Origin of the sequence: Streptococcus ratti FA-1 = DSM 20564 (assembly GCF_000286075.1) — a bacterium.
GTDB lineage: Bacteria > Bacillota > Bacilli > Lactobacillales > Streptococcaceae > Streptococcus > Streptococcus ratti.
The window spans coordinates 1,495,425-1,521,333 of the sequence record NZ_AJTZ01000005.1 but is presented as its reverse complement, the minus strand read 5'-3'; the positions used below and the strand labels follow the sequence as shown (position 1 = coordinate 1,521,333).

Sequence of the window (25,909 nt, the reverse complement as noted above, 5' to 3'; positions counted from 1 at the left end):
AAAACCGGCTTTAACAGCAGTTGCTGTTCGCCGATTTTTGCACCATTAATTATTTAAATCCTGACTTGTTTTTGTTAGCTGAATATCAACTGTCTTCTTATCTTTGCCGCGGTAGAAGGTAATTTTAATTGTATCACCTTTTTTATGTTTGTAAAGAGTGCTTTGCAGATCACTGATGGAAGACACTTTTTTGCCATCAATTTCTGTGATGACATCATATTTTTTCAGCTTACCATCAGCCGGCATACCATTTTGAGTTGAAAGAACAACAATACCGCTTGTAATATCATTTGGAAGTTTTAAGGACTCTCTGCCGCTGGTTGAAGCTTCACTCAGATTAGCCATTGAAATACCTAGAGCCGGTCTGATAACTTCACCGTTTTCTTCTAATTGGTTAATGATAGAAACCACATCGTTTGATGGGATGGCAAAGCCCATTCCTTCAACAGAAACCCCGTTGCTTGAATTGCTGCTCGATGCGATTTTACTTGAATTGATACCGATAACCTGTCCTTTGATGTTGATTAAAGCTCCGCCGGAATTACCAGGATTGATAGCAGCATCGGTTTGGATGGCGTTGGTTGAAATGGTTTCGCCATTTTCATTTTGTGAGGTTACCGTGCGGCTGAGGCTGGAGACGATACCTTGCGTTACTGAATTAGCATAATCGCTTCCCAGAGGGCTACCGATGGCAATAGCAGGTTCGCCGACCTTAATCTTATCTGAATTAGCAAATTTAGCAACAGTGCTGACTTCTTTGGAAGAAATTTTCACAACAGCTAAATCAGAATAGGTATCAGAACCGACTAATTTTCCGACAACTTTTTTCCCGTTAGCCAGCATGATTTCCAGTTTTTCAGCATCTTTTATGACGTGGTTGTTGGTTACCAAATAGGCACTGCTTCCGTCTTTTTTATAGATAACACCGGATCCTTCACCATAAACATTTAAACCATTTTCTGAATTATTTTCGTCTTGTGAGTCATCTCCATAGTCGCCATAGTCATTGTAATAACTACTGTCAGTTTTTTGGTAATTAATAACTGAGACAACAGCATTTTTAACATCTTTAACAGCTTCAGTGGTGTCAGATTTGGTATTATAGACCACATTGCTGACAGTTGTTTTTCCACCGTTAGACAATGTTTTGTTACCTGATACCCAGTAAAATACCGCTGTTGAGACAATTCCTAAGATAAAGCTTAAAAAAATAAGCAGAAAAGGGATAAACCATTTTAGGAAGGTATGGGATTTTGCATTATTCACTTTTAGAACCTCCAAATTTTTCAATCATTAGTCTGAAACAGTCTAAGAAATTTGACTTAATTATACCTTAAAACAGTAAAAAAAGAAAGAATCCACAAGTTGTGGAAAACTTTCTGAAAATGTTGATTCATATTTGCAAATAAGTGTTTTTTAGAAAAGCAGTTTCTTTGAAAAACTGTGGATAAGTCTGCTGAAAAAGATGTTATAATAGAAAGTATGAAAGTAAGATTAATAACGGTTGGCAAATTAAAGGAAAAGTATCTAAAAGATGGTATTGCCGAATACAGTAAGCGTTTGAGCCGTTTTACTAAGTTTGAAATGATAGAGCTGCCAGATGAAAAAACGCCAGATAATGCCAGCCAGACTCAGAATGAACAGATTCTCGATAAAGAAGGTCAGCGGATTATATCTAAAATTTCTAATCGAGATTTTGCGATTGTTTTAGCCATTGAGGGTAGGCAGATATCTTCTGAAAAGTTCAGTCAAATTCTGTCTGATGCCAAACTTAAAGGTTATTCTAATATTACTTTTATCATCGGTGGGAGCCTTGGACTTTCTCAGAAAGTCAAAAAGAGAGCTGATCTGCTCCTTAGTTTTGGCCTTATGACCTTGCCCCATCAGCTGATGCGCTTAGTGCTGACAGAGCAAATTTACCGATCTTTTATGATTCAGGAAGGAAGCCCTTATCACAAATAGGAGACATGATGACTTATTCTGAAATGATTAAACTATTTGAAAAGAATTCTGATTCAGAAAAAGCTGCTAAAATGGCTAAATATCAAAAAAATCATTTTGCGTTTTATGGGATTCCAACACCATTGCGGCGCCAGCTGTCTAAAGCATTTTTGAAGGAGAAGTCTTTAGAGGAAGCTGTTGATTGGAAATTTGTTTTTGAAATGTGGCAGGAAGACTGCCGTGAATGTCAGTATCTAGCCTGTGATTATCTCCAGATGCCAAGAGTCAGCGCGAAGCTGCTCCTATCTGATCTAGACAAAATAAAAGAGCTCGCTGTCAGCAAAGCGTGGTGGGATTCTGTGGATAATTTGGATGAAGTTGCTGGAGTCATTGTTAAAAAGAATCCTCAGGCTAAAGAGATTATGTTGGAGTGGTCTGCGGCTGATAATTTTTGGCTGCGGCGTTTGGCTATTGACCATCAGCTGACCTTTAAAAAAGCTACTGATGAACATCTTTTGGCAGCTATCATTGAAAATAATCTATCCGATTCTGTTTTTGCTAAAGAGTTTTTTATTAACAAGGCTATTGGCTGGGCCTTGCGGGAGTATTCAAAGACTAATCCCAATTGGGTTCATAACTTTATTGAAAACCATCAAGAACAAATGAACCGTTTATCTGTCCGAGAAGCCAGTAAATATCTATGAAAGGTGTTTCACGTGAAACAAAAAGGAGAAAAATGGCAAAAAAGTATCAAAATTTTGAAGGATTGAGGGCCGCAATGCTCTTAACGTTTATTAGTGGTTTTATTGATGCTTATACCTTTATCACTCAAGAAGGGCGCTTTGCCAGCATGCAGACGGGAAATTTACTGTATATGACCATTAATATTGCAGAGGGACATTTAAAAGAGGCCTTTAGTTTTTTGATTCCCATTGTTTTCTTTATTTTAGGACAGTTTTTCTATTATTTTCTTAAAAAATGGATCACACCTAAAAACGTGAGATGGCATAAATTTAGCACTTATGTGCTGCTGATTCTGTTGGCGGTGATAGCTGTATTAAGTCCTCTTTTGCCCTCTATTTTTACGATTGCAGGGTTGGCAACTTTTGCCTCTATTCAGCTGGCGACTTTTAAGCGGGTCAGAGGATATGCTTATACCAATACGATGATGACAGGAAACATAAAAAATGCTGCCTATCTTTTTCTTAAAGGAAGTGTGGAAAAAGATGAGCAGATTTTAAAGCAGTCGTGCTATATCATTGCAGTTATTATTACTTTTATAGCTGGTGTATGGGTGTCCGCTGCTATGTGCCGCTACCTGACTGAAAGCAGCCTTTATCTCTTGCTTTTACCCATGTTAGTATTGGTATATTTTCTAAATATGGAACGAAAAGAAAATAAGATCAAGGACTCATGAGCTGCTTTTGGACATTAACATTAAGCATGACAATAAGAAAAGGACTGGCACATGTCAGTCCTGTTTTTTGATCCCAGCAGGATTCGAACCTGCGACCGTTCGCTTAGAAGGCGAATGCTCTATCCAGCTGAGCTATGAGACCTTATAACTATATTATTTTACCAAAATTCATGGGCTGCTGTCAATCTTTACAGATTGGTGTATTTTTAAGCTGTTTGTCTAGCAGTAAAGGAGAAATATTCTCATAATTTTTTTGAAAAAAGCTAGACAAATCAAAGATATTTGTTATAATAGTAAGAGTGTTAATCAATAATGGTCCGTTGGTCAAGGGGTTAAGACACCGCCTTTTCACGGCGGTAACACGGGTTCGAATCCCGTACGGACTATTAATTCCGGCATAGCTCAGTTGGTAGTAGCGCATGACTGTTAATCATGATGTCGTAGGTTCGAGTCCTACTGCCGGAGTGATAAGACATTAATCCTGCATAATTGCAGGTTTTTTTATTGCACCTTTTTAGAGTTCTTCAGTCTCTTGATGGCGGGTCAGCCCTAATAGATTTTTGGTTATAAAGCGAATAAAGTATAAAATGAAAGAGACCCAAAAAAGAAATTAGAATTCCTAGATACAAACCTTGAGGAATAAAGGTCATGGTAATTTTGCCTTGGCCTTTTTTAACGGTGATTTTCATAAAGCCTTTCTGAGCTTTTTGAATGTTCAGCTTTTTCCCGCTTTGTACTGCTGACCACCCTTTGTCGTAAGGTAGGGTATAAATCAGCGAGCTCTTCTTTTTAGCTGTGTAAGACGTAACGATTTGATTTCCTCGAGTTGATACTTTAACTGCCGAATCTTTTAATTGTGCAATTGCTTTTTGGTAGGCTGTTAAATTTAAGGCATAAACATGCGGTAAATCATAGCTGACTGTTTTATTATTAGGAAAATCAAATTTGAAAGTCAAAAGCTGTTCTTGTTTATAATGGCCTAAATTAAACAAATAGTAGCTATCATCTGCTGTTTGCTGCATTTTTCGGTTTTTAACTGTCAATAAAATATTTCTCTCTTCTTTATTGCTAAAACTGATATTAGGAAGGTTGACATAAAGCTGACTGTTAGCAGGTACCTTTACATTATAGTAAACTTTTGCTTGACTTCCTTTAAAATCAGTAACAGCTGTGCGGCCATTTAAAATTTGGCCATTTTTGCTTGAGAGAATAGGAATTTCTGTAAAGAACCTATCTTTTACTCCTGTTAATTCTTTGACAATTTTTTCTTGATTGTTTAGTGGATCGGAATTTAACTTGACATCGTTGTAAACACCTTTTGACATAAGCGCTAAAGGCAGACGGTAAGAATTTTTATAAAGGCTGTAATGTTTGCCACTTTTTCTTAGCTGGAATCCGAATTTATTGGGTTCTTGGCTACTAATATTATAGGCAACTGAGAAAAGGCTGTCCATTAAAACCGTATTGTTATGGTAATTGATGAAAGCATGATTGCCTTGGGAATAGTAACCTAGAGCATTTAATAATTCAGCAGACAGGGTGTTTTTGACGGATGAAAATTGAGAAATACTGTTATAGTTGAATTTCATGCCATCATTTAAAGTCTGATGGAACAGCTTCTCCAGACGGAAAAAACCAGATGTTTCTCGATCAGCTAACTTGACATAATTGTCAACTTCTTTGACATTATCTTCATAAACATTTCTGGAAGGAAAGTTCCAATCATTTTCAATCCCTTCAATTTGGAAAAAACTGTTTAAAGACAATTCAAAAACTGTAAAGATAAGTGTAAAGGAAATAATCAGCTTTTGAGAAATTCCTTTATTGAAAAAAATGAAGAGAATTGTACCGTATCCAGTTAGAAAGAGCCCGGTCAGTATGAATTGAGCAGGTGTTAAAAAATCATAATTTTCCTTAGAAAAGAAGACGCCTGTAAATCCAAGGCCTAACAGAACAAAGGCAGGGAAAAAAGATTTGAATGTCAAATACTTTGTTCTAGATAGGGTTTCGGCTGCCATCATCAGTATAACGATGGACAAAACCCAAGAATAACGGTGAAGAAACATATTGGGTGAATGCATGCCCTGCCAAAAGAGATCGAGAGGCTGAAAAATAAAACTGGCAATAATGAAAACAATAAGAAGCAAGTAGGCTATCTTGACAGAACCTTTAATAGTTTTTATAAAAAAGAAAGCAAGAGCTAAAATTAAGGGGAATAATCCAATGTAAATTGTTGGGATGGATCCGTATTTTGTTGTGTCATAACTACCAACCATATTTTTAGCAAACAGGTCAAAGAGGCTCAAATCTGCGGACAATATGGCAAAATGATCAGCCGCTTTTTCTCCATGACTGCTCAGATCAAACAAGGCTGGAAGCAGCATGAAAGCACTGGTAAAGGCTGAAAAAAGAGAAACCAAAGCAAAATCAGTAAATCTTTTAATTCTTTCCTTAAAGTGCCATGATGTCTGGACAAAAAACCAAAGCAACAGAAAAATAGCTGTCATAAAGCCAAAAAAATAATTTTGGATAAACAAACAACTTAAGGTAAGAAAATAAAGTGTTAGTCCTTTTTTGTTTATTAAGCGATCCAAGCCCAGCAAAATAAGCGGCAGCAAAATAAAAATATCCAGCCAGTTATTTAACTCCAGCTGACTGGTGGTAAAACTCATCAGGGCATAGGAAGTTGACAGTATCAGAACCAGATGTTTTGCTATGCTGGGATAAAGCTGGTTCATACAATAAAAAGCAGACAAGCCAATCAAACCGAATTTTATCAAGGTAAAAAGGTAAAAGGCATCAGCCATTGTTTGAACAGTGAAAAAGTAAGTCAAAGGTGTCAAAAAGCTGCCTAAGTAATAGCTCATCAGAGCGAAAACGTTAAACCCTAGTCCGCCTTTAAAAGAATAAAATAAGCTGTCTGTTCCATGAAAAATATTGCGAATAAGCGTATCAAAATTGACATACTGATGAAAGCCGTCGCTGGCTAAAAGAGTTGTCTCGCTGCCCCAGTAAATGCTTTTGGTAAAAAGAACAGTAAACATGATAAAAGCGGGCAGTACAAAACTGATACAATAAAAAATAAAGCTCTGTTTGTGTTTTTTTAAATAGTTCATCATAAATTTTAGATATAAAAAAAGAGTTTAGGACAAAAAATTCAAACTCTTTCCATCTATGCAGCATCAAATGTTTGATGCAGTAGCTTATTGGAAGTCCTTGTTCCGCTAGGCAAGTGATAGCGGTCATCCTAATTAAACTGTACGGAGATGGGACAACGAAATCGAAATCGCCATTTCATGACGATTTACCGATTTTCTCCCCCATTCTCTTGCCAGAGTTGAGCAACTTTTGCCTGTACTTCTTCATTTTCAAGGAATTCATCATAAGTCTCATCAATACGGTCAATAACACCGTTTTTAGAGATGACAATGATATGGTTGGCCAATGTTTGAATGAATTCGTGGTCATGGCTGGCAAAGATGATAGATTCTTTAAAATCTTTGAGACCGTCATTTAGGCTTGAGATAGACTCTAAGTCTAAGTGGTTGGTAGGGTCATCTAGGACGAGCACATTAGATTTGAGCAGCATTAATTTAGAGAGCATCACGCGCACCTTTTCTCCTCCGGAAAGGACATTGACAGACTTGTTAACGTCATCGCCGGAAAAGAGCATACGGCCCAGGAAACCGCGAAGAAAAGTGTTGTCATCTTCTTCTTTGCTGGCAAACTGTCGCAGCCATTCTAAAATAGATTCCCCGCTTGCAAAATCACTGCTGTTGTCCTTTGGAAGATAAGAGCGGCTTGTTGTAACTCCCCATTTTATAGTACCTTCATAGTCGATATCCCCCATAAGCGCGCGCATAAGAGCTGTTGTCTGAATATCATTTTGACCGATGATGGCAGTCTTATCTCCCGGATTTAAAATAAAGCTGATATTGTCAAGAATGGTCTCACCGTCAATTTTAACGGAAAGATTTTCTACTGTTAGAAGATCATTGCCGATTTCACGTTCAGCTTGAAATTTAATAAATGGGTATTTACGGCTTGACGGCACAATCTCTTCCAGCTCAATTTTATCCAGCATTTTTTTACGGGATGTTGCCTGTTTTGATTTAGAAGCATTGGCTGAAAAACGTGCTACAAATTCTTGCAATTCTTTGATTTTTTCTTCTGCTTTAGCATTGCGGTCAGCCTGAAGTTTGGCTGCCAGTTCGCTGGACTCTTTCCAAAAATCATAATTACCAACATAGAGCGTGATTTTTCCAAAATCTAAATCAGCCATATGGGTACAGACCTTATTGAGAAAGTGACGGTCATGGGAAACAACGATAACCGTATTTTCAAAGTCTACAAGAAAATCCTCCAGCCAATTAATGGACTGAATATCAAGACCATTAGTGGGCTCATCAAGCAAGAGAACGTCCGGTTTGCCAAAAAGAGCCTTAGCCAGCAAAACCTTGACCTTATCACCGTTAGACAGTTCACACATGTTTTGATAGTGGAGATCCTCAGGAATATTAAGATTTTGCAGTAGTTGAGCGGCCTCGCTTTCAGCTTCCCATCCGCCTAATTCAGCGAACTGTCCTTCCAATTCAGCAGCACGAACACCATCTTCATCTGAAAAATCGGGCTTCATATAAATAGCATCTTTTTCTTTCATAATATCATAGAGCTCTTGATTGCCCATAATAACAACATCGATGACACGCTCTTCTTCATAGTCAAAGTGATTTTGACGAAGAACAGACAAACGTTCATTAGGACCGAGAGTTACATGTCCGGTTGTCGGTTCAATATCACCAGCTAGAATTTTCAAAAATGTTGATTTTCCAGCACCATTAGCACCAATCAATCCATAAGTATTTCCTGCTGTAAATTTAATATTGACATCATCAAAAAGTTTACGATCGCTGAAACGCAGCGAAATATCTGATACAGTTAACAATTTTTCACCTCATCTTTTGATACTACTACATTTTACAGGAAAAGCCCTTATTTTTCAATTAAATCCCTCGTCTGTTAAATTTTGACTGTTGCTTTTGTCCTCCTGCTGCTTATAATTATGTTATAATTGAACTAATTGTAATTTAGGAGAACAGAAATGACAAAACCTATTATTTTGACAGGTGACCGTCCGACAGGGAAACTTCACTTAGGGCATTATGTCGGCAGCCTTAAAAACCGTGTCCTTTTGCAAAATGAGGACAAGTACGATATGTTTGTTTTTTTGGCAGACCAGCAGGCCCTCACCGATCACGCTAAAGAATCTGAAATAATCAAGGAGTCTGTCGGCAATGTCGCTCTTGATTATTTGGCAGTAGGCCTTAATCCGCAAAAGGTGACTATTTTTATTCAGAGTCAAATTCCTGAACTAGCCGAATTGACCATGTATTATATGAATTTAGTTTCTCTTGCTCGTTTGGAGCGCAATCCAACTGTTAAAACGGAAATTGCTCAAAAAGGGTTTGGCGAGTCTATTCCAACAGGTTTTTTAGTTTATCCTATTTCCCAAGCAGCTGATATTACAGCCTTTAAAGCAAATTATGTGCCAGTTGGCAATGACCAAAAACCAATGATTGAGCAAACACGTGAGATTGCACGCAGCTTTAATCACACTTACAAATGCGATGTTTTAGTCGAACCAGAAGGCATTTATCCTGAAAATGAAGCGGCTGGACGATTGCCTGGACTTGATGGCAATGCTAAAATGTCTAAATCTTTGGGGAATGGTATCTTCTTATCTGATGATGCTGATACTGTTCGTAAAAAAGTTATGAGCATGTACACAGATCCAAATCATATTCGTGTTGAAGATCCAGGTCAGATTGAAGGTAATATGGTTTTCCATTATCTTGATATTTTTGGCCGTAAAGAGGATCAAGCAGAGATTGCTGCCATGAAAGAACATTACCAACGCGGAGGTCTTGGGGATGTTAAAACTAAACGCTATCTTTTAGAAATTCTTGAACGAGAGTTAACACCAATTCGTGAACGCCGTTTAGAATATGCTAAAGATATGGGAGAGGTATTTAATATGCTGAAAAAAGGCAGTGAACAGGCGCAATCTGTTGCAGCTCAAACATTGGATGAAGTTAAATCAGCTATGGGCATTAATTATTTCTAAGACGAAAAAGAGGGAGTGGAAAGCTGAAGTTTAGAATGTTTTTTACTCTGCTCCTTTCTTTCGTAAATTTTCTGGAATTCATTGACAAATGATTTTAGCGTGTTATTATAGTAACAATAAATAGCCGATAGGCGAAAAATGTATAGAAAAGAGGATTATTTTAATGTCAAATTGGGACAGAAAATTTTTGAAAAAAGGTTATACTTTTGATGATGTATTACTCATCCCGGCTGAAAGCCATGTTCTTCCAAATGAAGTCAATATGCAGACGAAATTGGCAAAAAATTTGACATTGAATATTCCAATTATCACTGCAGCTATGGATACTGTTACTGACAGTAAGATGGCTATTGCCATTGCGCGTGCAGGCGGTCTTGGTGTTGTTCACAAAAATATGTCTATTAAGGAGCAGGCTGAGGAAGTTCGTAAAGTAAAACGGTCAGAAAATGGTGTTATTATTGATCCCTTCTTTTTAACACCAGAACATAAGGTTTCTGAAGCCGAAGAACTGATGCAGCGTTATCGTATTAGCGGTGTTCCTGTTGTTGAGACTCTTGATAATCGTAGATTAGTTGGAATTATTACCAACCGCGATATGCGCTTTATTTCTAATTACGATACGCCTATCTCAGAGCATATGACCAGTGAAAAATTGGTTACAGCTCCTGTCGGGACAGATCTTGAGACAGCTGAACGTATCTTGCATGAGCACCGTATTGAAAAATTGCCTTTAGTCGATGAGAAAGGACGTCTGTCTGGACTTATTACTATCAAGGATATCGAAAAAGTTATCGAGTTTCCAAATGCAGCAAAAGATGAATTTGGACGTCTTCTAGTTGCTGGTGCTGTTGGCGTTACATCAGATACTTTTGAGCGGGCAGAGGCTCTTTTTGAAGCTGGTGCAGATGCTATTGTTATTGATACAGCTCACGGTCATTCTGCCGGTGTCCTTCGTAAGATTGCTGAAATTAGAGCACATTTCCCAGATCGTACTTTGATTGCAGGCAATATTGCAACTGCTGAGGGTGCTCGTGCTCTTTATGAAGCTGGTGTTGATGTGGTTAAAGTAGGAATTGGACCTGGTTCAATTTGTACAACACGTGTGGTTGCTGGTGTTGGTGTTCCTCAAATTACAGCTATTTATGATGCAGCCAGTGTTGCGCGTGAATACGGTAAGACAATTATTGCTGATGGTGGTATCAAGTATTCAGGTGATATTGTCAAAGCTCTTGCTGCTGGTGGCAATGCTGTCATGCTTGGATCAATGTTTGCCGGTACTGATGAAGCACCGGGTGAAACGGAAATCTTCCAAGGCCGTAAATTTAAGACTTACCGCGGTATGGGTTCAATTGCAGCTATGAAGAAAGGCTCAAGTGATCGTTATTTCCAAGGCTCTGTCAATGAAGCTAACAAGCTTGTTCCAGAAGGGATTGAAGGCCGTGTAGCATATAAAGGTGCGGCAGCAGATATTGTTTTCCAAATGCTTGGAGGAATTCGCTCAGGTATGGGTTATGTTGGAGCTGCTGATTTGCAGGAACTTCGTGAAAATGCTCAGTTTATCGAAATGTCAGGAGCTGGTTTGATTGAAAGTCATCCTCATGATGTTCAAATTACCAATGAAGCACCCAACTATTCGGTACAATAATAATTTAAGTTTGATAAAAAGAGCTAGAACATTCCATTCTAGCTCTTTTTGGTTGTCAATGATATATTTACAATTATTTGAGACATAATACTCTTTTAGAGAGCTTTTTGATAGATACTTTGACAAAAAAATTACATTATAGTCAAGTAAGTTTACAATAAATTGACACCTAGTCAATCTGATGTTATATGTCCTTGATTAATTGTAAATAATTTTAGTTCCTTAGGAAGATGTTGTAAATGATTAAGACTGGTCGTTGTAATGAAAGTTTGAACATTTTCTTTGATACCTTCTAAAAGTTTAGTTTGTCTGTAATTGTCAAGTTCACTCATAACATCATCTAACAAGAGAATAGGATAATCACCGGTAGTCTTTTTTATCAGCTCAATTTCAGCTAATTTCAGCGATAAAATAAGACTGCGGTGCTGACCTTGACTACCAAAACTAGCGTTCATGTCATTAATAAAAAACAGCAAATCATCACGATGAGGTCCGATACTAGTGTTCTTTTTGAAAATATCTCCCTGTCGATTTTTTTGTAACTGATTCAAAAAGTTATCTCGAATGTTTTGCTTATAATCAAATTTAACCGAAGAAAGATAGGAAATTTTTAGATGCTCTTGTTGATTTGAAATAGAAAAATGATATTTATCGGCTTCTTTGGTTAGATTTTGAATAAAATCAAAGCGATGTTCAATCACTCTTCCACCATAATCAGCTAATTGCTGGTCTAAGACAGAAAGAAAATCGTTATCAACCTTTTCAGATGTTTTCAAATAGGCATTTCTTTGTTTTAGGACGTGATTATAATTTGATAGGTCGGCTAGATAGACAGGCTTTATTTGGCCTAAATCGATATCCATAAACTTTCTTCTAAGACTAGGTGCTCCTTTGATGAGCTGTAAGTCTTCCGGAGCAAACAGAACTACAGTCATAATTCCGATATAATCAGAGAGTTTAGATTGTTTAAGATGGTTTACCTTGGTTGTTCGTCCCTTATCAGAAAGATTGATTTCCAGAGGAATTTTACCGTTTACCCGATGAAGAACACCAGAAACTTTCAATTCTTTTTCGTTAAACTGAATAAGTTCTTTATCTGATCGTGTTCGATGGCTGCGTGTTAAGGATAGGAAATAGATGGCTTCTAGGAAATTTGTTTTTCCTTGAGCGTTTTGGCCAATAAAGACATTGAGATTTGGCGAAAAAACAGCTTGAGCAGATTCATAATTACGATAATTTTTTAAGTTAATTTCTTCTATCCACATAGTTAAGTGCCAGGGAACTTAACAGCTTTTTTAGTTTTAGGGACTATTTTTGATCCCTTATGCTGCTTGTTTTTTTATTTTTTTGGTTCAATTCTTTTACAAGAGCCGCCACTCTTTCTTTTTCTGCCAGCTGACTAAGGTACTCTGCCTTCTCTTTTGACGATGGTTCAACAATAGTAATAAGAATATTTGATGCAGGAATAGCAACTTGATCTCCTAAACGAATCTTTTTCCCGCGGCGTGTTTCTCTTTGGCCATTAAATAAGACCTCTGTATTAGCCAGATAAGATTTAATGGCGCCTCCGCTTGAAATAATGCCTAAATTTTTCAAAAGTGCCTGCAATGTAATATAGTCTCCAAAAAGTTTATATTCCATAAATTCCTCAACTTTCTCTAAGGATAATTATAGCATAAAATGATATAATTGAACGGAATAACATATTAAAGGAAGTCCCATGAAATTAGCCCAAGATGTACATTTACACTTGATTAAAACGACCAAATTTAAGACTAATCATATTACTTTTCGTTTTTCCGGAGAATTAAACAGCAAAACATTAGCCCGCCGTGTTCTGGTTGCTCAAATGTTAGTAACAGCAAACAATGCCTACCCAACACCGCAGATATTCAGAGAAAAATTGGCCAATCTTTATGGCGCTCGTTTTTCCACACAGGTCTCAGCCAAAGGCCAGGTTCATATTGTTGATATTGACATTTCTTTTGTATCGGATCGGTTTGTGCCAGAAGACGGTTCTATTTTGGAGGAAATAGTAGGTTTTTTAAGAGAAGTCCTATTCAATCCTTTAGCTTCAGTGGAGCATTATCAGAGCAAGAGTTTTGACCTTGAGAAAGCCAACTTAATGAGGTATTTAAAAGCTGATAAAGAGGATCCCTTTTACTACAGCCATTTGGAACTGCAAAAACTTTTTTTCAAAGAAAAAGTCATGCAGCATTCAAAGGATGCGACAGCTGATTTAGTGGCCGCTGAAAATTCTTACACCGCCTATCAAGAATTTCAAAAAATGCTAAAGGAAGACCGCATTGATATTTTTGCTTTAGGAAATTTTGATGACTATCACGTTTTGCAGTTGGTTGAAGAGTTTCCTTTAAAAGATCGGCAGAAAGAATTAAACTTTTTTTATCAGCAGCATTACTCCAAAGTTGTTCAGGAAAAGGTTGAACAAAGAGAAAATCAGCAATCCATTTTGCAGTTGGGCTACCATCTGCCAGTAACTTACGGTGACAGTAATTACCATGCTTTGCTGGTTTTTAACGGTATTTTAGGTGCCTTTCCGCATTCAAAATTGTTTACTGAAATCAGAGAAAAACAAGGTCTGGCCTATAGTATCGGCAGTCATTTTGACAGTTACAGAGGTTTACTGCAAATTTACACGGGTATTGACAGTAAAAAAAGACCTCAGACTTTTCAGTTAATCAATAAACAGTTTAATGATTTGAAGTTGGGGCGTTTTTCCAGTCATTTATTAAATCAGACCAAGAAAATGCTGATAAATAACGTCCAGCTATCAGAAGATCATCCTAAAAGTATGATTAACTATCATTACAATTGTCAATTTTTAAAAAAGCGGTGCTTGGCTGCAAAAGATTGGATTGATAAGGTTAATGAGATAAGTAAAGAAGATGTTGTCAGGGTGGCTAATCTTATTAAGCTACAGTCTATCTATTTTTTGGAAGGAGAATAAATGGCTGCAACGAGATTAAAAAAGCGTCAATTTCCAGACAGTGGTGAAGAGTTTTATTTCAATCAGCTGGACAATGGAATCACTGTTTTTTTGCTACCCAAAAAAGATTTTAAAGAAACTTTTGCTGCCATAAGCAGCCGATTTGGTTCTATTGACACAGAGTTTACAGTAGACGGTAAAGCCAAGAAGTATCCGGCAGGTATTGCACATTTTTTAGAGCATCAGTTATTTGAAATGGAAAACAGCAAAGATGCTTCCTATGAATTTACAAAATTAGGGGCAGACAGCAATGCCTACACAGATTTTGACAAAACGGTATATTATTTTTCAGCAGTTGACAGCATTAAAGAAAATCTTGCCTTGCTGCAGGATTTTACCAGTAAAACTGTCTTTACAGATGTGTCAATTGAAAAGGAAAAAAACATCATTGCTCAGGAAATTGATATGTATCAAGACGATGCCGATGACTTTCTATATCAAGGTATTTTAGCTAAGCTTTATCCTAAAAGTCCTCTGGCAAAAGATATTGCCGGCAGTCAAGCGAGCATTCTCAGTTTAAGCAAGCATGATTTGGAAGAAAACTTTCACTATTTTTACCATCCTTCCAATCTTATTCTTTTAGTTGTAGGATCTTTTGATGTCAAGCAGGTTTACAAGGATATTGTCACTGTTCAAAAGGAACGGCCTCAAACCAAGCCCCCTCAAATTGAACACTCAGACTTAAAGCTGTTACCTGTTACATCAGCCAGCTCACTGCAAAAAGACATCACGCTTCCCAAATTAGCTGTAGGATTTCGTTTTAATTTTATTGGAAAGAAAACCAAGTCTTTGCTAAAAGAAAAACTGCTTTTGAAGCTCTTTTTCTCCCTTTTGTTTGGCTGGACGTCTCAGCGCTATCAAAAATGGTATGAAGAGGGAAAGATTGACGATTCTTTTGATATGAAAATTGAAGTATCAGCTTCCTATCAATTTGTTGTCATCATGCTTGATACAAAAGAACCCATTGCCATGTCCAATCAAATTCGCCAAGCAGTTAAGAAGTTTGAAACAGATGAGAATTTATCGGAAACCCACTTACAAACTCTGAAAAATGAGCTGTATGGAGATTTTATCAGCAGTTTAGATACCATTGATACACTTGCCAATCAATTTATTGACAATTTATGGCAAAAAGAAACTTACTTTGATTTTCCAAAAGTTTTGCAAAGTCTGGAAATAAAAGAAGTTATGGAATTTGGACGGCAGATTATGACAGAGATGCAAGTGACAGATTTTACACTATTTCCAAAATAGGCAGAAAAACGGTCTAAAATTTGTTATAATAAACAGGATTAATAGAGACGGGAAGGACTGGTGTAGACTAAAATGAATAAAATAGGTGATATTTTACGTGATGCGCGGATTGAAAAAAAACTGAGCTTTGATGATGTGGTCGATAAAACGGGCATTGGACCTCATTACATATTGGCTATGGAGCTGGATCAGCTTAAATTACTGCCGGAAGGAAAGACCAATGAGTATTTAGAAAAGTATGCCCAAGTAGTTGGTCTGGATCCAGTTTCCATCATCCACGGCTACCGCAATCAAGAGCTAAGCGATGACTTGATCCTTCCTTCTTCAGAAGATGAGTCCGCTTCTTCATCTTCAGCAGATACAATAGCTGCAGATAAAGATGAGTCTAAAGCTAAAAAAGAAGAAAAATCAGTTGAGGCCCCTCAGGATTTGTCCATTGATTTGGATGTTACTCAAAATATCAGTTTGACAGAGGAAACACCGCAATTGGAAGACCCCGAGGAAGAACTTGAGCAAACAGATACTGCAGCTGAAAAAATTCCATCTCGCCTTAGTAAATATGATTATGAAGAAGAACCAAGCAGACGATTCCCTTGGGCTTTGATTTTGCTTGTGTTGTTAGCTTTGGCTATTGTCAGCTATGTCGGCTATATTGCTTATAATCAATTGCATAGTGATTCTGATAAAACCCAACTCACCACTTCTTCTAAAAAGAAAAAGAATACCGATCAATCTTCAACGTCAACAACAGCACAAAGTCAGACAAATATTGAAACAGATTTCGCAGAAGGCGGAAATAATGTCACTTTGAGCAATACAAATGGTAAAGTAGAAATTACCTTTACCTTGACAGGAGCAGAAGACAGCTGGGTTTCAGCTACCAATACTGATACCGGAGAAGCCGGAACGACTCTGACGGCGGCTGAGAAGACTTATACAGTAACTTTGGCAGAAGGTTCAACAACTTCCATGCTGACAGTTGCTGTGCTGAATGGTGTTGACATAAGCATAAATGGTCAAAAACTGGATACTTCTAATCTCATTAATGCCGGTTTGACCAATATCAATGTGACTGTCCAATAAAGGAGTTTTTAATGGCTAAAAAAGAAAATATTCCCAATTTATTAACGCTTATTCGTATTTTACTGATACCGGTTTTCTTGCTTTTAACCTCTGTAAGCAACAGCACAGCCTGGCATATTGCTGCAGCCATTATTTTTGCTGTAGCAAGTTTGACTGATTATTTGGATGGTTACTTAGCACGCAAATGGAAAGTTGTGACTAATTTTGGTAAATTTGCTGATCCTTTGGCAGATAAGATGTTGGTCATGAGTGCTTTCATCATGCTTGTTGGTCTTGATTTAGCACCGGCCTGGATTTCAGCAATTATCATCTGCCGTGAATTGGCGGTGACAGGTCTGCGCTTGCTGTTGGTTGAAACGGGCGGGGAAGTTTTGGCTGCTGCTATGCCCGGAAAAATTAAAACAGCCACTCAAATGTTTTCCATCATTTTTTTGCTCTGTCACTTTGAACCCTGGGGAACTATTTTGCTGTATATCTCTTTGTTTTTCACTCTTTACTCAGGTTACGATTATTTCAAAGGAGCCGGTTTCCTTTTCAAGGATACTTTTAAATAGACAATGGCAGATAAAACGATTGAATTAAAAAACGTTACATTTCGTTATGATGAGAATCAAAAAGAACCGACATTAAATAATATTTCGTTTCACGTGAAACATGGAGAGTGGTTAGCCATTATCGGTCACAACGGCAGCGGCAAATCAACAGCTGTTCGCTTGATTGACGGCCTGCTGGAAGCTGAGTCCGGACAAATTTTCATAGAAGGCGAAGAGCTGTCAGACAGCAATATTTGGGATATTCGTCATAAGATTGGCATGGTTTTTCAAAATCCAGACAATCAATTTGTTGGTGCAACTGTAGAAGACGATGTTGCTTTTGGTCTGGAAAATCAAGGTGTTTCTCTCGAGAAAATGCAAGAACGTGTTAGAGAAGCTTTAAGTCTTGTCGGTATGCTTGATTTTAAGACAAGAGAGCCCGCTAGACTGTCAGGGGGACAAAAGCAAAGAGTAGCGATTGCAGGTGCAGTGGCCATGCAGCCGAGTATCATTATTTTGGATGAAGCAACCAGCATACTGGATCCGGAAGGGCGTCTGGAGTTAATTAAGATTATCCAAAAAATTCGTGATGACTGTGGGATGACGGTTATATCCATCACTCATGATTTAGATGAGGTGGCTCTCAGCGATCGGGTTTTGGTGATGAAGGAAGGTCAGATAGAATCCAGTTCAACCCCGCGAGAATTGTTCTCTCGGGGAGATGAGCTGCTAAGCTTAGGATTGGATATTCCTTTCGCCTCAGCGATTATTAAAGCTTTGGAGCCAATCGGTTTTACCTTTAATGAAGGTTATTTGCCAGAAAAGGAATTGGAAGATAAGTTATGGGCATTATTCTCCAAAAAGTAAGTTATACTTATCAGGCGGGAACCCCTTTTGAAGGGCGTGCCCTTTTCGATGTTGATTTAGAAATTAAAGATGGCAGTTTCACAGCTTTTATAGGGCACACAGGCAGCGGTAAATCTACTATTATGCAGCTTTTAAATGGTCTTAACATACCGACTAAAGGAACTGTTTATGTTGATGATGTAGCCATCAAGCCCGATTCTAAAAATAAAGATATCAAAAGTATTCGTAAAAAAGTTGGCCTAGTTTTTCAATTTCCAGAAAGTCAGCTTTTTGATGAAACGGTTTTAAAAGACGTTGCTTTTGGGCCGCAGAATTTTGGTATTTCTCAGGAAGATGCTGAAAAAATAGCCCGTGAGAAGCTAGCTTTAGTTGGCATTGCTGAGCATTTATTTGAAAAAAATCCTTTTGAATTATCAGGCGGGCAGATGCGCAGGGTTGCTATTGCAGGTATTCTGGCTATGGAGCCGAGTATTTTGGTTTTAGATGAGCCCACTGCCGGCCTTGATCCCAAGGGGCGGCGTGAGCTGATGAACTTGTTTGAAGAGCTTCACCAGCAAGGGATGACAATTGTTTTAGTCACTCACTTAATGGATGATGTGTCTAATCATGCAGACTGGGTTTATGTTTTGGAAAAGGGGAAGATTGTTCTATCGGGTAGTCCTAAATCAGTTTTTCAAGAAATCGAATTTTTAGAAAGCAAACAACTAGGCGTTCCTAAAATTACTCAGTTTGCAGCTGATTTAAGGAAAAAAGGAATGGCTTTTGATTCTCTGCCCATTACCCTAGAAGAATTTGTGGAGGCGATTAAGAATGAATAATCTTATCCTTGGCCGTTATATTCCCGGAGATTCGTTCATTCATCGTCTGGATCCAAGAAGCAAACTGCTATCAATGTTTATTTTCATTATTATTGTTTTTTGGGCCAATAATGTCATTACAAATCTTTTAATGTTTGCTTTTACCATGGTTTTGGTGTTGCTATCTCGTATTAAAATTGGTTTTTTCCTAAAAGGCTTAAAGCCTATGATAGGATTGATTCTTTTTACGACCCTGTTTCAAGTTTTTTTCACTCAGGCAGGAGATGTTTTAGTCCAATTATGGATTATCAAAATTACCGATTACGGTCTTGGGCAGGCGGCATTGATTTTTATGCGCTTTGTGCTGATTATCATCTTTTCAACACTGTTGACCCTGACAACAACTCCTCTTAGTTTAGCAGATGCAGTAGAGTCTCTCTTAAAACCTCTAGAACCTTTGAAGGTTCCTGTGCATGAGATTGGTTTGATGCTGTCGCTGAGTCTGCGTTTTGTACCGACACTGATGGATGATACGACACGCATTATGAATGCTCAAAAAGCACGCGGTGTTGATTTTGGAGAAGGGAATCTCATTCAAAAAGTAAAGTCGATCATTCCTATCCTAATTCCTCTCTTTGCTTCCAGCTTTAAAAGAGCTGATGCTTTAGCAACAGCAATGGAAGCGCGCGGCTATCAAGGGGGGGAAGGCCGCAGTAAATACCGATTGTTAAAATGGACCTATAAGGACAGCATGGCTATTATTGGTATCTGCTGTCTTGGATTAATCTTATTTTTATTAAAAAAATGAGAAAAACGTTTAATAAGTACGGAGATGTAATTATTTGACCAAGTTTAAATAATTGCTGACAAAGCAAAAGAAGGCGTTTTCTTTTTCTAATTAAAACTTAATTGTAACATATTTAACTTTACTCTAAAAAATGAGTAATATATCTGCTGTATGATGGGATGTATAACACTAAAAGGAGTAAGTTATGTCATTAAAAAATATTTTAGAAAATAAAAGTAAAACAGTAAAAACTAGCTTTGCAGGAATTGCAACAGCTGCCAGTCTAATCCTGCCCATTGCGGCACATGCAGAAAGCTATACTGTAAAATCAGGGGACACTCTATCAGAAATAGCTTCAGCTCATGGAACAACGGTTAAAAAGCTTGCTAAAATAAATAAGATTAAGGATGTCCACCTTATCTATATTGATCAAGTTTTAGAGTTAGATGAAAAAACCGAAGTACCTCAAGCAGCAGAAGAAACAGCACCGGCTGCTTCAGCAGAAACACAAGCTAGCGAAGCTGCAACAACAGCTTCCGAAGCCCCTCAGACCACAGAGGCAACAACGGCAGCTCCTGCAGAAACCCAGTCAAGTGAAGCAACGACAGCAGCACCAGCCGCAACAACACAAACTAGCGAAGCTGCAACAACAGCTTCCGAAGCCCCTCAGACCACAGAGGCAACAACGGCGGCTCCTGCAGAAACCCAGTCAAGTGAAGCAACGACAGCAGCACCAGCCGCAACAACACAAACTAGCGAAGCTGCAACAACAGCTTCCGAAGCCCCTCAGACTACAGAGGCAACAACGGCAGCTCCTGCTGAATCGCAGAAGACTGAGACATCATCAGCATCAACCAGCAGCAGTTTGAGTGCATCGGATGCAGCTGCAAAAGAATTTATCGCTCAAAAAGAATCAGGCGGCAACTATAGTGCTCAGAACGGGCAGTATTATGGCCGTTATCAGCTGAGCAGCTCTTATTTAAATGGAGATTTATCTGCTGAGAACCAAGAGCGTGTGGCGGATGCTTATGTCACTAGCCGCTATGGTTCATGGACAGCAGCTCAAGCCTTTTGGAATGCTAATGGCTGGTATTAATTTTGAAGAAATGTCTAAAATGCTCAAAATTTCAATAGTTTTGGGCGTTTTTTATTTATTTTAAATGTAACTGTAATATTTTTAATATAAAAATAAAGTTAAAGTAACAATTAATTTATATGATAGAAAGCGAGATAATGAAAGGAAATAAGTTTTTTTATGTACAGTAGAGTCAAAAAATCGAAATTCAAAAAAGTTGTTAAAAGCCAATTTTTAGTTTTACCTTTTTTTGTAGGATTTGCGACCCTTTTTACAGGAGAATCTGTAAATACAGAAGCACATATTAAGAAATCAGAATCTGTTCTCGCTCAGGCTGCAGTGGTACAGCCTCAAAATACTGATCAAACTCAAGCTCAGACTGTTGCAGCACCTGAAAATAGTCAGCCTGCTGCTGAGGAAGTCTCTTCTGCGCAGCCTGTGACAGAAGTTGCAGCACCTGATACTGCGGCTGTTCAAAACACGACCAATGTAGCTTATAATAATACTGCCTATGCTTCGCAGCAAGCTCAGGCGGCTAATGCAGTCTCTAATAGCAATCTTGCTAATGGTAATACTGCTGGTGCAACTGGCTCAGAAGCAGCAGCACAAATGGCAGCAGCAACTGGTGTTCCGCAGTCAACTTGGGAATACATTATTGCCCGCGAATCAAATGGTCAAGTAAATGCGGCTAATGGTTCAGGAGCTTCAGGACTTTTCCAAACCATGCCTGGCTGGGGTTCAACAGCAACTGTTCAGGATCAAATCAATTCTGCCATTAATGCTTACAATTCTCAAGGATTATCAGCCTGGGGTATGTAGATTTTAGAAATTTTAATTTAAAATAAAGTCATTAGGATTTTGCTAATGGCTTTTTAAGCGTCTTTCTTAAAGGTTAAGTGTAAAAGATTGGTTGACAATGATTTACAGATTTGACACCTTGTTAAGGCTGAATTTATAAGCCATAAGATTGATGATATTGACAAAAGTGTCAATTTTTTGGTTAACTGTAATAAATAAGTTGACAATCAATAAATGCGGAAATTTTTCTTAAAGTTATATAGTGGTGATTAGAGCCTTTTGTGATATAATATGATTTGCGCTGCGGCGCTTCAAAATCGACCTTCAAATCGACTTTTGAAAACTAGACCCTTCAAGTCTATGTTAGAAAAACTGAATATTAGCTGAGTCCTGAAAATAATACTGACTGAAGGATTATATTTTTTGGTCAATATTCTGTTTTCTATCGATGTTTTAGCTAATATATCTTAAAATTTGATGGGAGGATTATCAATGACAGATAATTCAAAAACACGTGTTGTTGTCGGTATGAGTGGCGGCGTTGACTCGTCTGTAACGGCTCTGCTTTTAAAGGAGCAAGGCTACGACGTGATTGGCGTCTTCATGAAAAACTGGGATGACACAGATGAATCAGGTGTCTGTACAGCCACCGAAGACTATAAAGATGTGGCAGCTGTAGCTGACCAGATTGGCATTCCTTATTATTCGGTTAACTTTGAAAAAGAGTACTGGGATCGTGTCTTCGAATATTTTCTGGCAGAATACCGTGCAGGGCGTACGCCCAATCCAGATGTCATGTGCAACAAAGAAATTAAGTTCAAGGCCTTTCTTGACTATGCCATGACATTGGGGGCTGATTATGTGGCGACCGGCCATTACGCACAAGTGTCGCGTGATGAAGATGGCACAGTCCACATGCTGCGCGGAGCAGACAATAATAAGGACCAAACCTACTTTTTAAGCCAATTATCTCAAGAACAGCTGCAAAAAGTAATGTTTCCTTTGGGACATTTACAAAAACCGCAAGTTCGCGAAATTGCAGAAAAAGCCGGATTGGCAACTGCCAAGAAAAAAGATTCTACCGGAATCTGCTTCATTGGTGAAAAGAACTTTAAAGAATTTTTAAGTAACTACCTTCCAGCCCAAAAGGGTCGTATGATGACCGTTGATGGCCGTGATATGGGTGGACACAATGGTCTCATGTATTATACCATTGGTCAACGTGGCGGCATGGGAATTGGCGGTCAAAAAGGCGGAGATAATGCGCCTTGGTTTGTTGTTGGAAAAGACTTATCCCAAAATATTCTCTATGTTGGTCAAGGTTTTTACCATGACGCACTCATGTCAACTAGCTTGACAGCTAGTCAGGTACATTTTACACATGATATGCCTAATGAGTTTACATTGGAGTGTACTGCCAAGTTTCGTTACCGTCAACCAGATAGTCAAGTAACTGTCAAGGTAAAGGGCGATAAGGCGGAAGTTATCTTTGATGAACCGCAGCGTGCTATTACACCAGGTCAAGCAGTTGTTTTTTATGATGGAGATGAATGCCTTGGTGGTGGATTGATTGACAATGCTTATCAAGGAGAAAAGGTTTGTCAATACATCTAACTTGACAGTTTTGTCAATTATTTTTTGATGTTAGATTTAGATGATTATTGACAAATTGTTCCAGAATGATAAAATAAAGATAACAATAATCATGATGGTCAAAGCTCATGAGAATTGTAGGTCTTTTTGACGTACAATTTTCGAGGGTTTTGGCTATTTTTTGTTTTAATAGGGGAATTGATTTTGAGTAAAGATAGTAAAAATAAGAAGGATAAACAAGCTGTTATTGTACCAAATGATAGAGTAAGTTATTTTTTTAATGATGTTCTGAATAAAATCAATGATATTTTTAAGATGCAAGATTTTGTTAAGTATACAAAGAATTATTTTTTGATATGTTTGGTAGTGATGACGCCTCTATTACTTATTACTGTTTTAAGTTTTGAAATGATTTTTTTAATGGGATGGAATTTATATATTATTTTTATCCTCTCTCTTTCACTACTAGTTGTCGTAGCTTTTTTTCTATATCAACATTATCTGAAAAAGATTTGGAATATAGAAAAGAAATTTAAAAATGATAACTATAAAGAAAATCTAGAAAAAATTAAAAACCACATTTTAAAAACGACAAGTTTATCGCTTAATGATACCATTACTCATTTATTAGAAGAGCTAAGTTATTATAGACAATTAAATGATAGCAGATTTAGTTTTTTTATAGGAATTGGGATAGCCATCGTTACAATAATACCTTCGTCAGTAATAGGACTATCCGAAGGTTCTAATAAAAAAGAATTGTTACTTACCATTGTTATTATTTCCCTACTTTTTCTTGTTTTTCTAAGGATTATATACTCTATAAAAAGAGATATTTTGATTGGTCAAGACCATTATTATACTGTTGTAGAGAATATTTTGAAAGATATTCAATACTATCATAGTAACTTAGATAGTGATTGCTCTACTGGAGAAGAATTACAGCAGATATCTGAGACGCTTAGGGGAATTCAAGAAGAAATATCAGATTTAAATTATATTAAGAAAATAAGAGGAAGAGTTAGAAAATGACACACGAATTTACTGAAAACTATGATGTTATTGTCATTGGCGCTGGTCATGCTGGTGTGGAAGCCAGTCTTGCTACTAGCCGCATGGGCTGTAAGACTTTATTGGCAACTATTAATCTTGAAATGTTGGCTTTTATGCCTTGTAATCCTTCAATTGGTGGTTCTGCCAAGGGGATTGTGGTTCGTGAGATTGATGCTCTTGGCGGTGAGATGGGTAAAAACATTGATAAGTCCTATATTCAAATGAAGATGCTCAATACAGGTAAAGGTCCTGCGGTTCGAGCCTTACGTGCTCAGGCAGATAAGGCACTTTATGCCCGCAACATGAAGCATACGGTTGAGCAGCAGGAAAATTTAACCTTACGTCAGACCATGATTGATGAAATTTTGGTTGAAGATGATAAGGTTGTTGGTGTTAGGACTGCGACGAATCAAAAGTACAGCGCTCAGGCTGTAATCGTGACAACCGGTACAGCTTTGCGCGGTGAGATTATTCTGGGTGAATTAAAATATTCATCTGGTCCCAATAATAGTCTAGCTTCGGTAACTTTGGCGGATAATTTGAGAGGTTTAGGTTTGGAAATCGGCCGTTTTAAAACGGGAACCCCGCCGCGTGTTAAGGCTAATTCTATTAATTACGATGAAACGGAAATTCAGCCTGGAGACGAGAGACCTAATCATTTCTCATTCATGTCTAAAGACGCCGATTACCTGCAAAATCAAATTCCCTGCTGGCTGACTTATACCAACCAAAACAGCCACGACATCATCAATAAAAATCTATACCGTGCTCCCATGTTTTCTGGCATTGTCAAAGGTGTGGGACCGCGTTACTGTCCATCTATTGAGGATAAGATTGTTCGCTTTGCTGACAAGGATCGCCATCAGCTATTTTTGGAGCCTGAAGGACGTGAAACCGAAGAGGTCTATATTCAAGGTCTGTCAACAAGTTTGCCAGAAGATGTTCAGAAAGATTTGGTTCATTCCATTAAAGGCCTTGAAAATGCTGAAATGATGCGGACCGGCTATGCGATTGAGTATGATATTGTCCTGCCGCATCAATTGCGGGCAACCTTGGAAACGAAAAAAATCTCAGGATTATTTACAGCTGGTCAAACAAATGGGACATCTGGCTATGAAGAAGCTGCGGGCCAAGGAATCGTTGCTGGTATCAACGCCGCTTTGAAAGTTCAAGGTAAGCCAGAAATGATTCTTAAACGCAGTGATGCTTATATTGGTGTTATGATTGATGATTTGGTAACCAAAGGAACTTTGGAGCCTTATCGTTTGCTGACAAGTCGTGCGGAATATCGTCTTATCCTGCGGCATGACAATGCTGATATGCGCCTGACGGAAATTGGATATCAGGTTGGTCTTGTTGATGAAAAACGCTATCAGCAGTTTGCTGTTAAAAAGGTCCAATTTGACAATGAACTCAAACGGTTAGAATCGTTGAAATTAAAACCAGTGCCTGAAACGAACCAGATGGTTGAGGAAATGGGCTTTAAGCCTTTAACAGATGCGGTAACTGCTAAGGAATTCATGCGCCGTCCAGAAGTGACCTATGCTGATGCTGTCTGCTTTATCGGTCCGGCAGCAGAGGACTTAGACAGTAAACTGATTGAGCTTTTAGAAACAGAAATTAAATATGAAGGCTATATCAAAAAAGCTCTTGATCAGGTTGCCAAAATGAAGCGTATGGAAGAAAAACGCATTCCTAAAAATATTGACTGGGATGCTATTGATTCCATTGCAACAGAAGCACGTCAGAAATTTAAAAAGATCAATCCAGAAACAATTGGGCAGGCCAGCCGTATTTCTGGAGTTAACCCAGCGGATATTTCCATTCTTATGGTTTATCTTGAAGGAAGAAGACAGACAGCTAAAAATAAGCAATAAGAGGTAAGCAGGCGTCTTTCCCCCCTATATTTTATCAAGTTTTTATGGTATAATTAGG

General features: G+C 38.0%; 21 protein-coding genes, 3 tRNA genes and 1 pseudogene. 19 read left to right on the top strand and 6 right to left on the bottom strand.

Features of this window, described 5'->3' with window-relative positions; translation table 11 throughout:
* Positions 1-45: 45 nt before the first annotated feature.
* The gene (locus tag SRA_RS09125) at positions 46-1,266 is read right to left on the bottom strand and encodes a S1C family serine protease (protein ID WP_003090107.1); all 1,221 of its coding nucleotides are present in this window, start codon (positions 1,264-1,266) and stop codon (positions 46-48) included.
* A gap of 216 nt (positions 1,267-1,482) precedes the next feature.
* Here SRA_RS09125 and rlmH point away from each other — a divergent pair, with 216 nt between their 5' ends.
* From rlmH to SRA_RS09110, 3 genes are read left to right on the top strand one after another with little or no spacing between them, the layout of a single operon-like run.
* Positions 1,483-1,962: a 23S rRNA (pseudouridine(1915)-N(3))-methyltransferase RlmH gene (gene rlmH / locus SRA_RS09120; protein WP_003090094.1), complete on the top strand. Its 480-nt coding sequence runs from the start codon at positions 1,483-1,485 to the stop codon at positions 1,960-1,962.
* An 8-nt stretch (positions 1,963-1,970) separates the two neighbouring features.
* Complete coding sequence (locus SRA_RS09115) at positions 1,971-2,645, top strand: DNA alkylation repair protein (RefSeq protein ID WP_003091068.1); 675 nt, start codon at positions 1,971-1,973, stop codon at positions 2,643-2,645.
* A gap of 32 nt (positions 2,646-2,677) precedes the next feature.
* Positions 2,678-3,358 carry a YoaK family protein gene (locus SRA_RS09110; RefSeq protein WP_037611265.1) on the top strand — a complete coding sequence of 227 codons (681 nt, stop codon included), beginning with the start codon at positions 2,678-2,680 and terminating at the stop codon, positions 3,356-3,358.
* 68 nt (positions 3,359-3,426) lie between these two features.
* Here SRA_RS09110 and SRA_RS09105 read toward each other — a convergent pair.
* Positions 3,427-3,500: transfer RNA gene (locus SRA_RS09105), tRNA-Arg, on the bottom strand.
* 172 nt (positions 3,501-3,672) lie between these two features.
* Here SRA_RS09105 and SRA_RS09100 point away from each other — a divergent pair.
* Positions 3,673-3,744: transfer RNA gene (locus tag SRA_RS09100), tRNA-Glu, on the top strand.
* A gap of 5 nt (positions 3,745-3,749) precedes the next feature.
* Positions 3,750-3,823, top strand: a tRNA-Asn gene (locus SRA_RS09095).
* 59 nt (positions 3,824-3,882) lie between these two features.
* Here the strand turns inward: SRA_RS09095 and SRA_RS09090 are convergent.
* A complete protein-coding gene (locus SRA_RS09090) occupies positions 3,883-6,477 on the bottom strand; it encodes a YfhO family protein (RefSeq protein ID WP_174267031.1) in 2,595 nt (864 codons plus the stop codon).
* Between the two features lie 185 nt (positions 6,478-6,662).
* Positions 6,663-8,303 (bottom strand): ATP-binding cassette domain-containing protein, encoded by a 1,641-nt coding sequence (locus tag SRA_RS09085; protein WP_003090089.1) that lies wholly within the window; start codon positions 8,301-8,303, stop codon positions 6,663-6,665.
* Between the two features lie 156 nt (positions 8,304-8,459).
* Here SRA_RS09085 and trpS point away from each other — a divergent pair, with 156 nt between their 5' ends.
* Positions 8,460-9,482, top strand: coding sequence for a tryptophan--tRNA ligase (trpS, locus tag SRA_RS09080; RefSeq protein ID WP_003090088.1), 1,023 nt, complete (start codon positions 8,460-8,462; stop codon positions 9,480-9,482).
* A 163-nt stretch (positions 9,483-9,645) separates the two neighbouring features.
* Positions 9,646-11,127, top strand: a complete 1,482-nt coding sequence (gene guaB, locus SRA_RS09075) for an IMP dehydrogenase (RefSeq protein ID WP_003090086.1) — start codon at positions 9,646-9,648, stop codon at positions 11,125-11,127.
* A gap of 173 nt (positions 11,128-11,300) precedes the next feature.
* Here the strand turns inward: guaB and recF are convergent, their stop codons facing one another.
* Both recF and yaaA read right to left on the bottom strand, forming a co-directional pair.
* Positions 11,301-12,392, bottom strand: coding sequence for a DNA replication/repair protein RecF (gene recF, locus SRA_RS09070; protein WP_003090084.1), 1,092 nt, complete (start codon positions 12,390-12,392; stop codon positions 11,301-11,303).
* Between the two features lie 2 nt (positions 12,393-12,394).
* Positions 12,395-12,768, bottom strand: a pseudogene (gene yaaA / locus SRA_RS09065) (S4 domain-containing protein YaaA).
* Positions 12,769-12,847: 79 nt separating this feature from the next.
* Between yaaA and yfmF the strand changes: the two are divergent.
* The 12 genes from yfmF to mnmG all read left to right on the top strand — a co-directional run bounded on the left by yfmF (position 12,848) and on the right by mnmG (position 25,851).
* Positions 12,848-14,095 (top strand): EF-P 5-aminopentanol modification-associated protein YfmF, encoded by a 1,248-nt coding sequence (gene yfmF / locus SRA_RS09060; protein ID WP_003090081.1) that lies wholly within the window; start codon positions 12,848-12,850, stop codon positions 14,093-14,095.
* On the top strand, positions 14,096-15,388 hold the full coding sequence (gene yfmH, locus SRA_RS09055; protein WP_003090079.1) for an EF-P 5-aminopentanol modification-associated protein YfmH: 1,293 nt from the start codon (positions 14,096-14,098) through the stop codon (positions 15,386-15,388).
* 72 nt (positions 15,389-15,460) lie between these two features.
* Entirely contained in the window at positions 15,461-16,471 is a 1,011-nt protein-coding gene (locus SRA_RS09050) for a helix-turn-helix domain-containing protein (protein WP_003090077.1), read from the top strand.
* A gap of 11 nt (positions 16,472-16,482) precedes the next feature.
* Positions 16,483-17,025 (top strand): CDP-diacylglycerol--glycerol-3-phosphate 3-phosphatidyltransferase, encoded by a 543-nt coding sequence (gene pgsA / locus SRA_RS09045; RefSeq protein WP_003090075.1) that lies wholly within the window; start codon positions 16,483-16,485, stop codon positions 17,023-17,025.
* A gap of 3 nt (positions 17,026-17,028) precedes the next feature.
* The gene (locus tag SRA_RS09040) at positions 17,029-17,871 is read left to right on the top strand and encodes an energy-coupling factor ABC transporter ATP-binding protein (protein ID WP_003090074.1); all 843 of its coding nucleotides are present in this window, start codon (positions 17,029-17,031) and stop codon (positions 17,869-17,871) included.
* Positions 17,847-18,689 carry an energy-coupling factor transporter ATPase gene (locus SRA_RS09035; RefSeq protein ID WP_003090072.1) on the top strand — a complete coding sequence of 281 codons (843 nt, stop codon included), beginning with the start codon at positions 17,847-17,849 and terminating at the stop codon, positions 18,687-18,689. The genes SRA_RS09040 and SRA_RS09035 overlap by 25 nt, the downstream gene beginning before the upstream one ends.
* Complete coding sequence (locus SRA_RS09030) at positions 18,682-19,476, top strand: energy-coupling factor transporter transmembrane component T family protein (protein ID WP_003090070.1); 795 nt, start codon at positions 18,682-18,684, stop codon at positions 19,474-19,476. The genes SRA_RS09035 and SRA_RS09030 overlap by 8 nt, the downstream gene beginning before the upstream one ends.
* Before the next feature lie 184 nt (positions 19,477-19,660).
* Positions 19,661-20,551: an aggregation-promoting factor gene (gene apf, locus SRA_RS09025; protein WP_003090068.1), complete on the top strand. Its 891-nt coding sequence runs from the start codon at positions 19,661-19,663 to the stop codon at positions 20,549-20,551.
* Between the two features lie 159 nt (positions 20,552-20,710).
* The gene (locus SRA_RS09020) at positions 20,711-21,349 is read left to right on the top strand and encodes a transglycosylase SLT domain-containing protein (RefSeq protein WP_003090064.1); all 639 of its coding nucleotides are present in this window, start codon (positions 20,711-20,713) and stop codon (positions 21,347-21,349) included.
* 471 nt (positions 21,350-21,820) lie between these two features.
* Positions 21,821-22,942: a tRNA 2-thiouridine(34) synthase MnmA gene (gene mnmA / locus SRA_RS09015; RefSeq protein WP_003090063.1), complete on the top strand. Its 1,122-nt coding sequence runs from the start codon at positions 21,821-21,823 to the stop codon at positions 22,940-22,942.
* Positions 22,943-23,125: 183 nt separating this feature from the next.
* The gene (locus SRA_RS09010) at positions 23,126-23,953 is read left to right on the top strand and encodes a hypothetical protein (protein WP_003090060.1); all 828 of its coding nucleotides are present in this window, start codon (positions 23,126-23,128) and stop codon (positions 23,951-23,953) included.
* Positions 23,950-25,851: a tRNA uridine-5-carboxymethylaminomethyl(34) synthesis enzyme MnmG gene (gene mnmG, locus SRA_RS09005; RefSeq protein WP_003090057.1), complete on the top strand. Its 1,902-nt coding sequence runs from the start codon at positions 23,950-23,952 to the stop codon at positions 25,849-25,851. Before SRA_RS09010 ends, mnmG begins: the two co-directional genes overlap by 4 nt.
* The last annotated feature ends 58 nt before the right edge of the window (positions 25,852-25,909 follow it).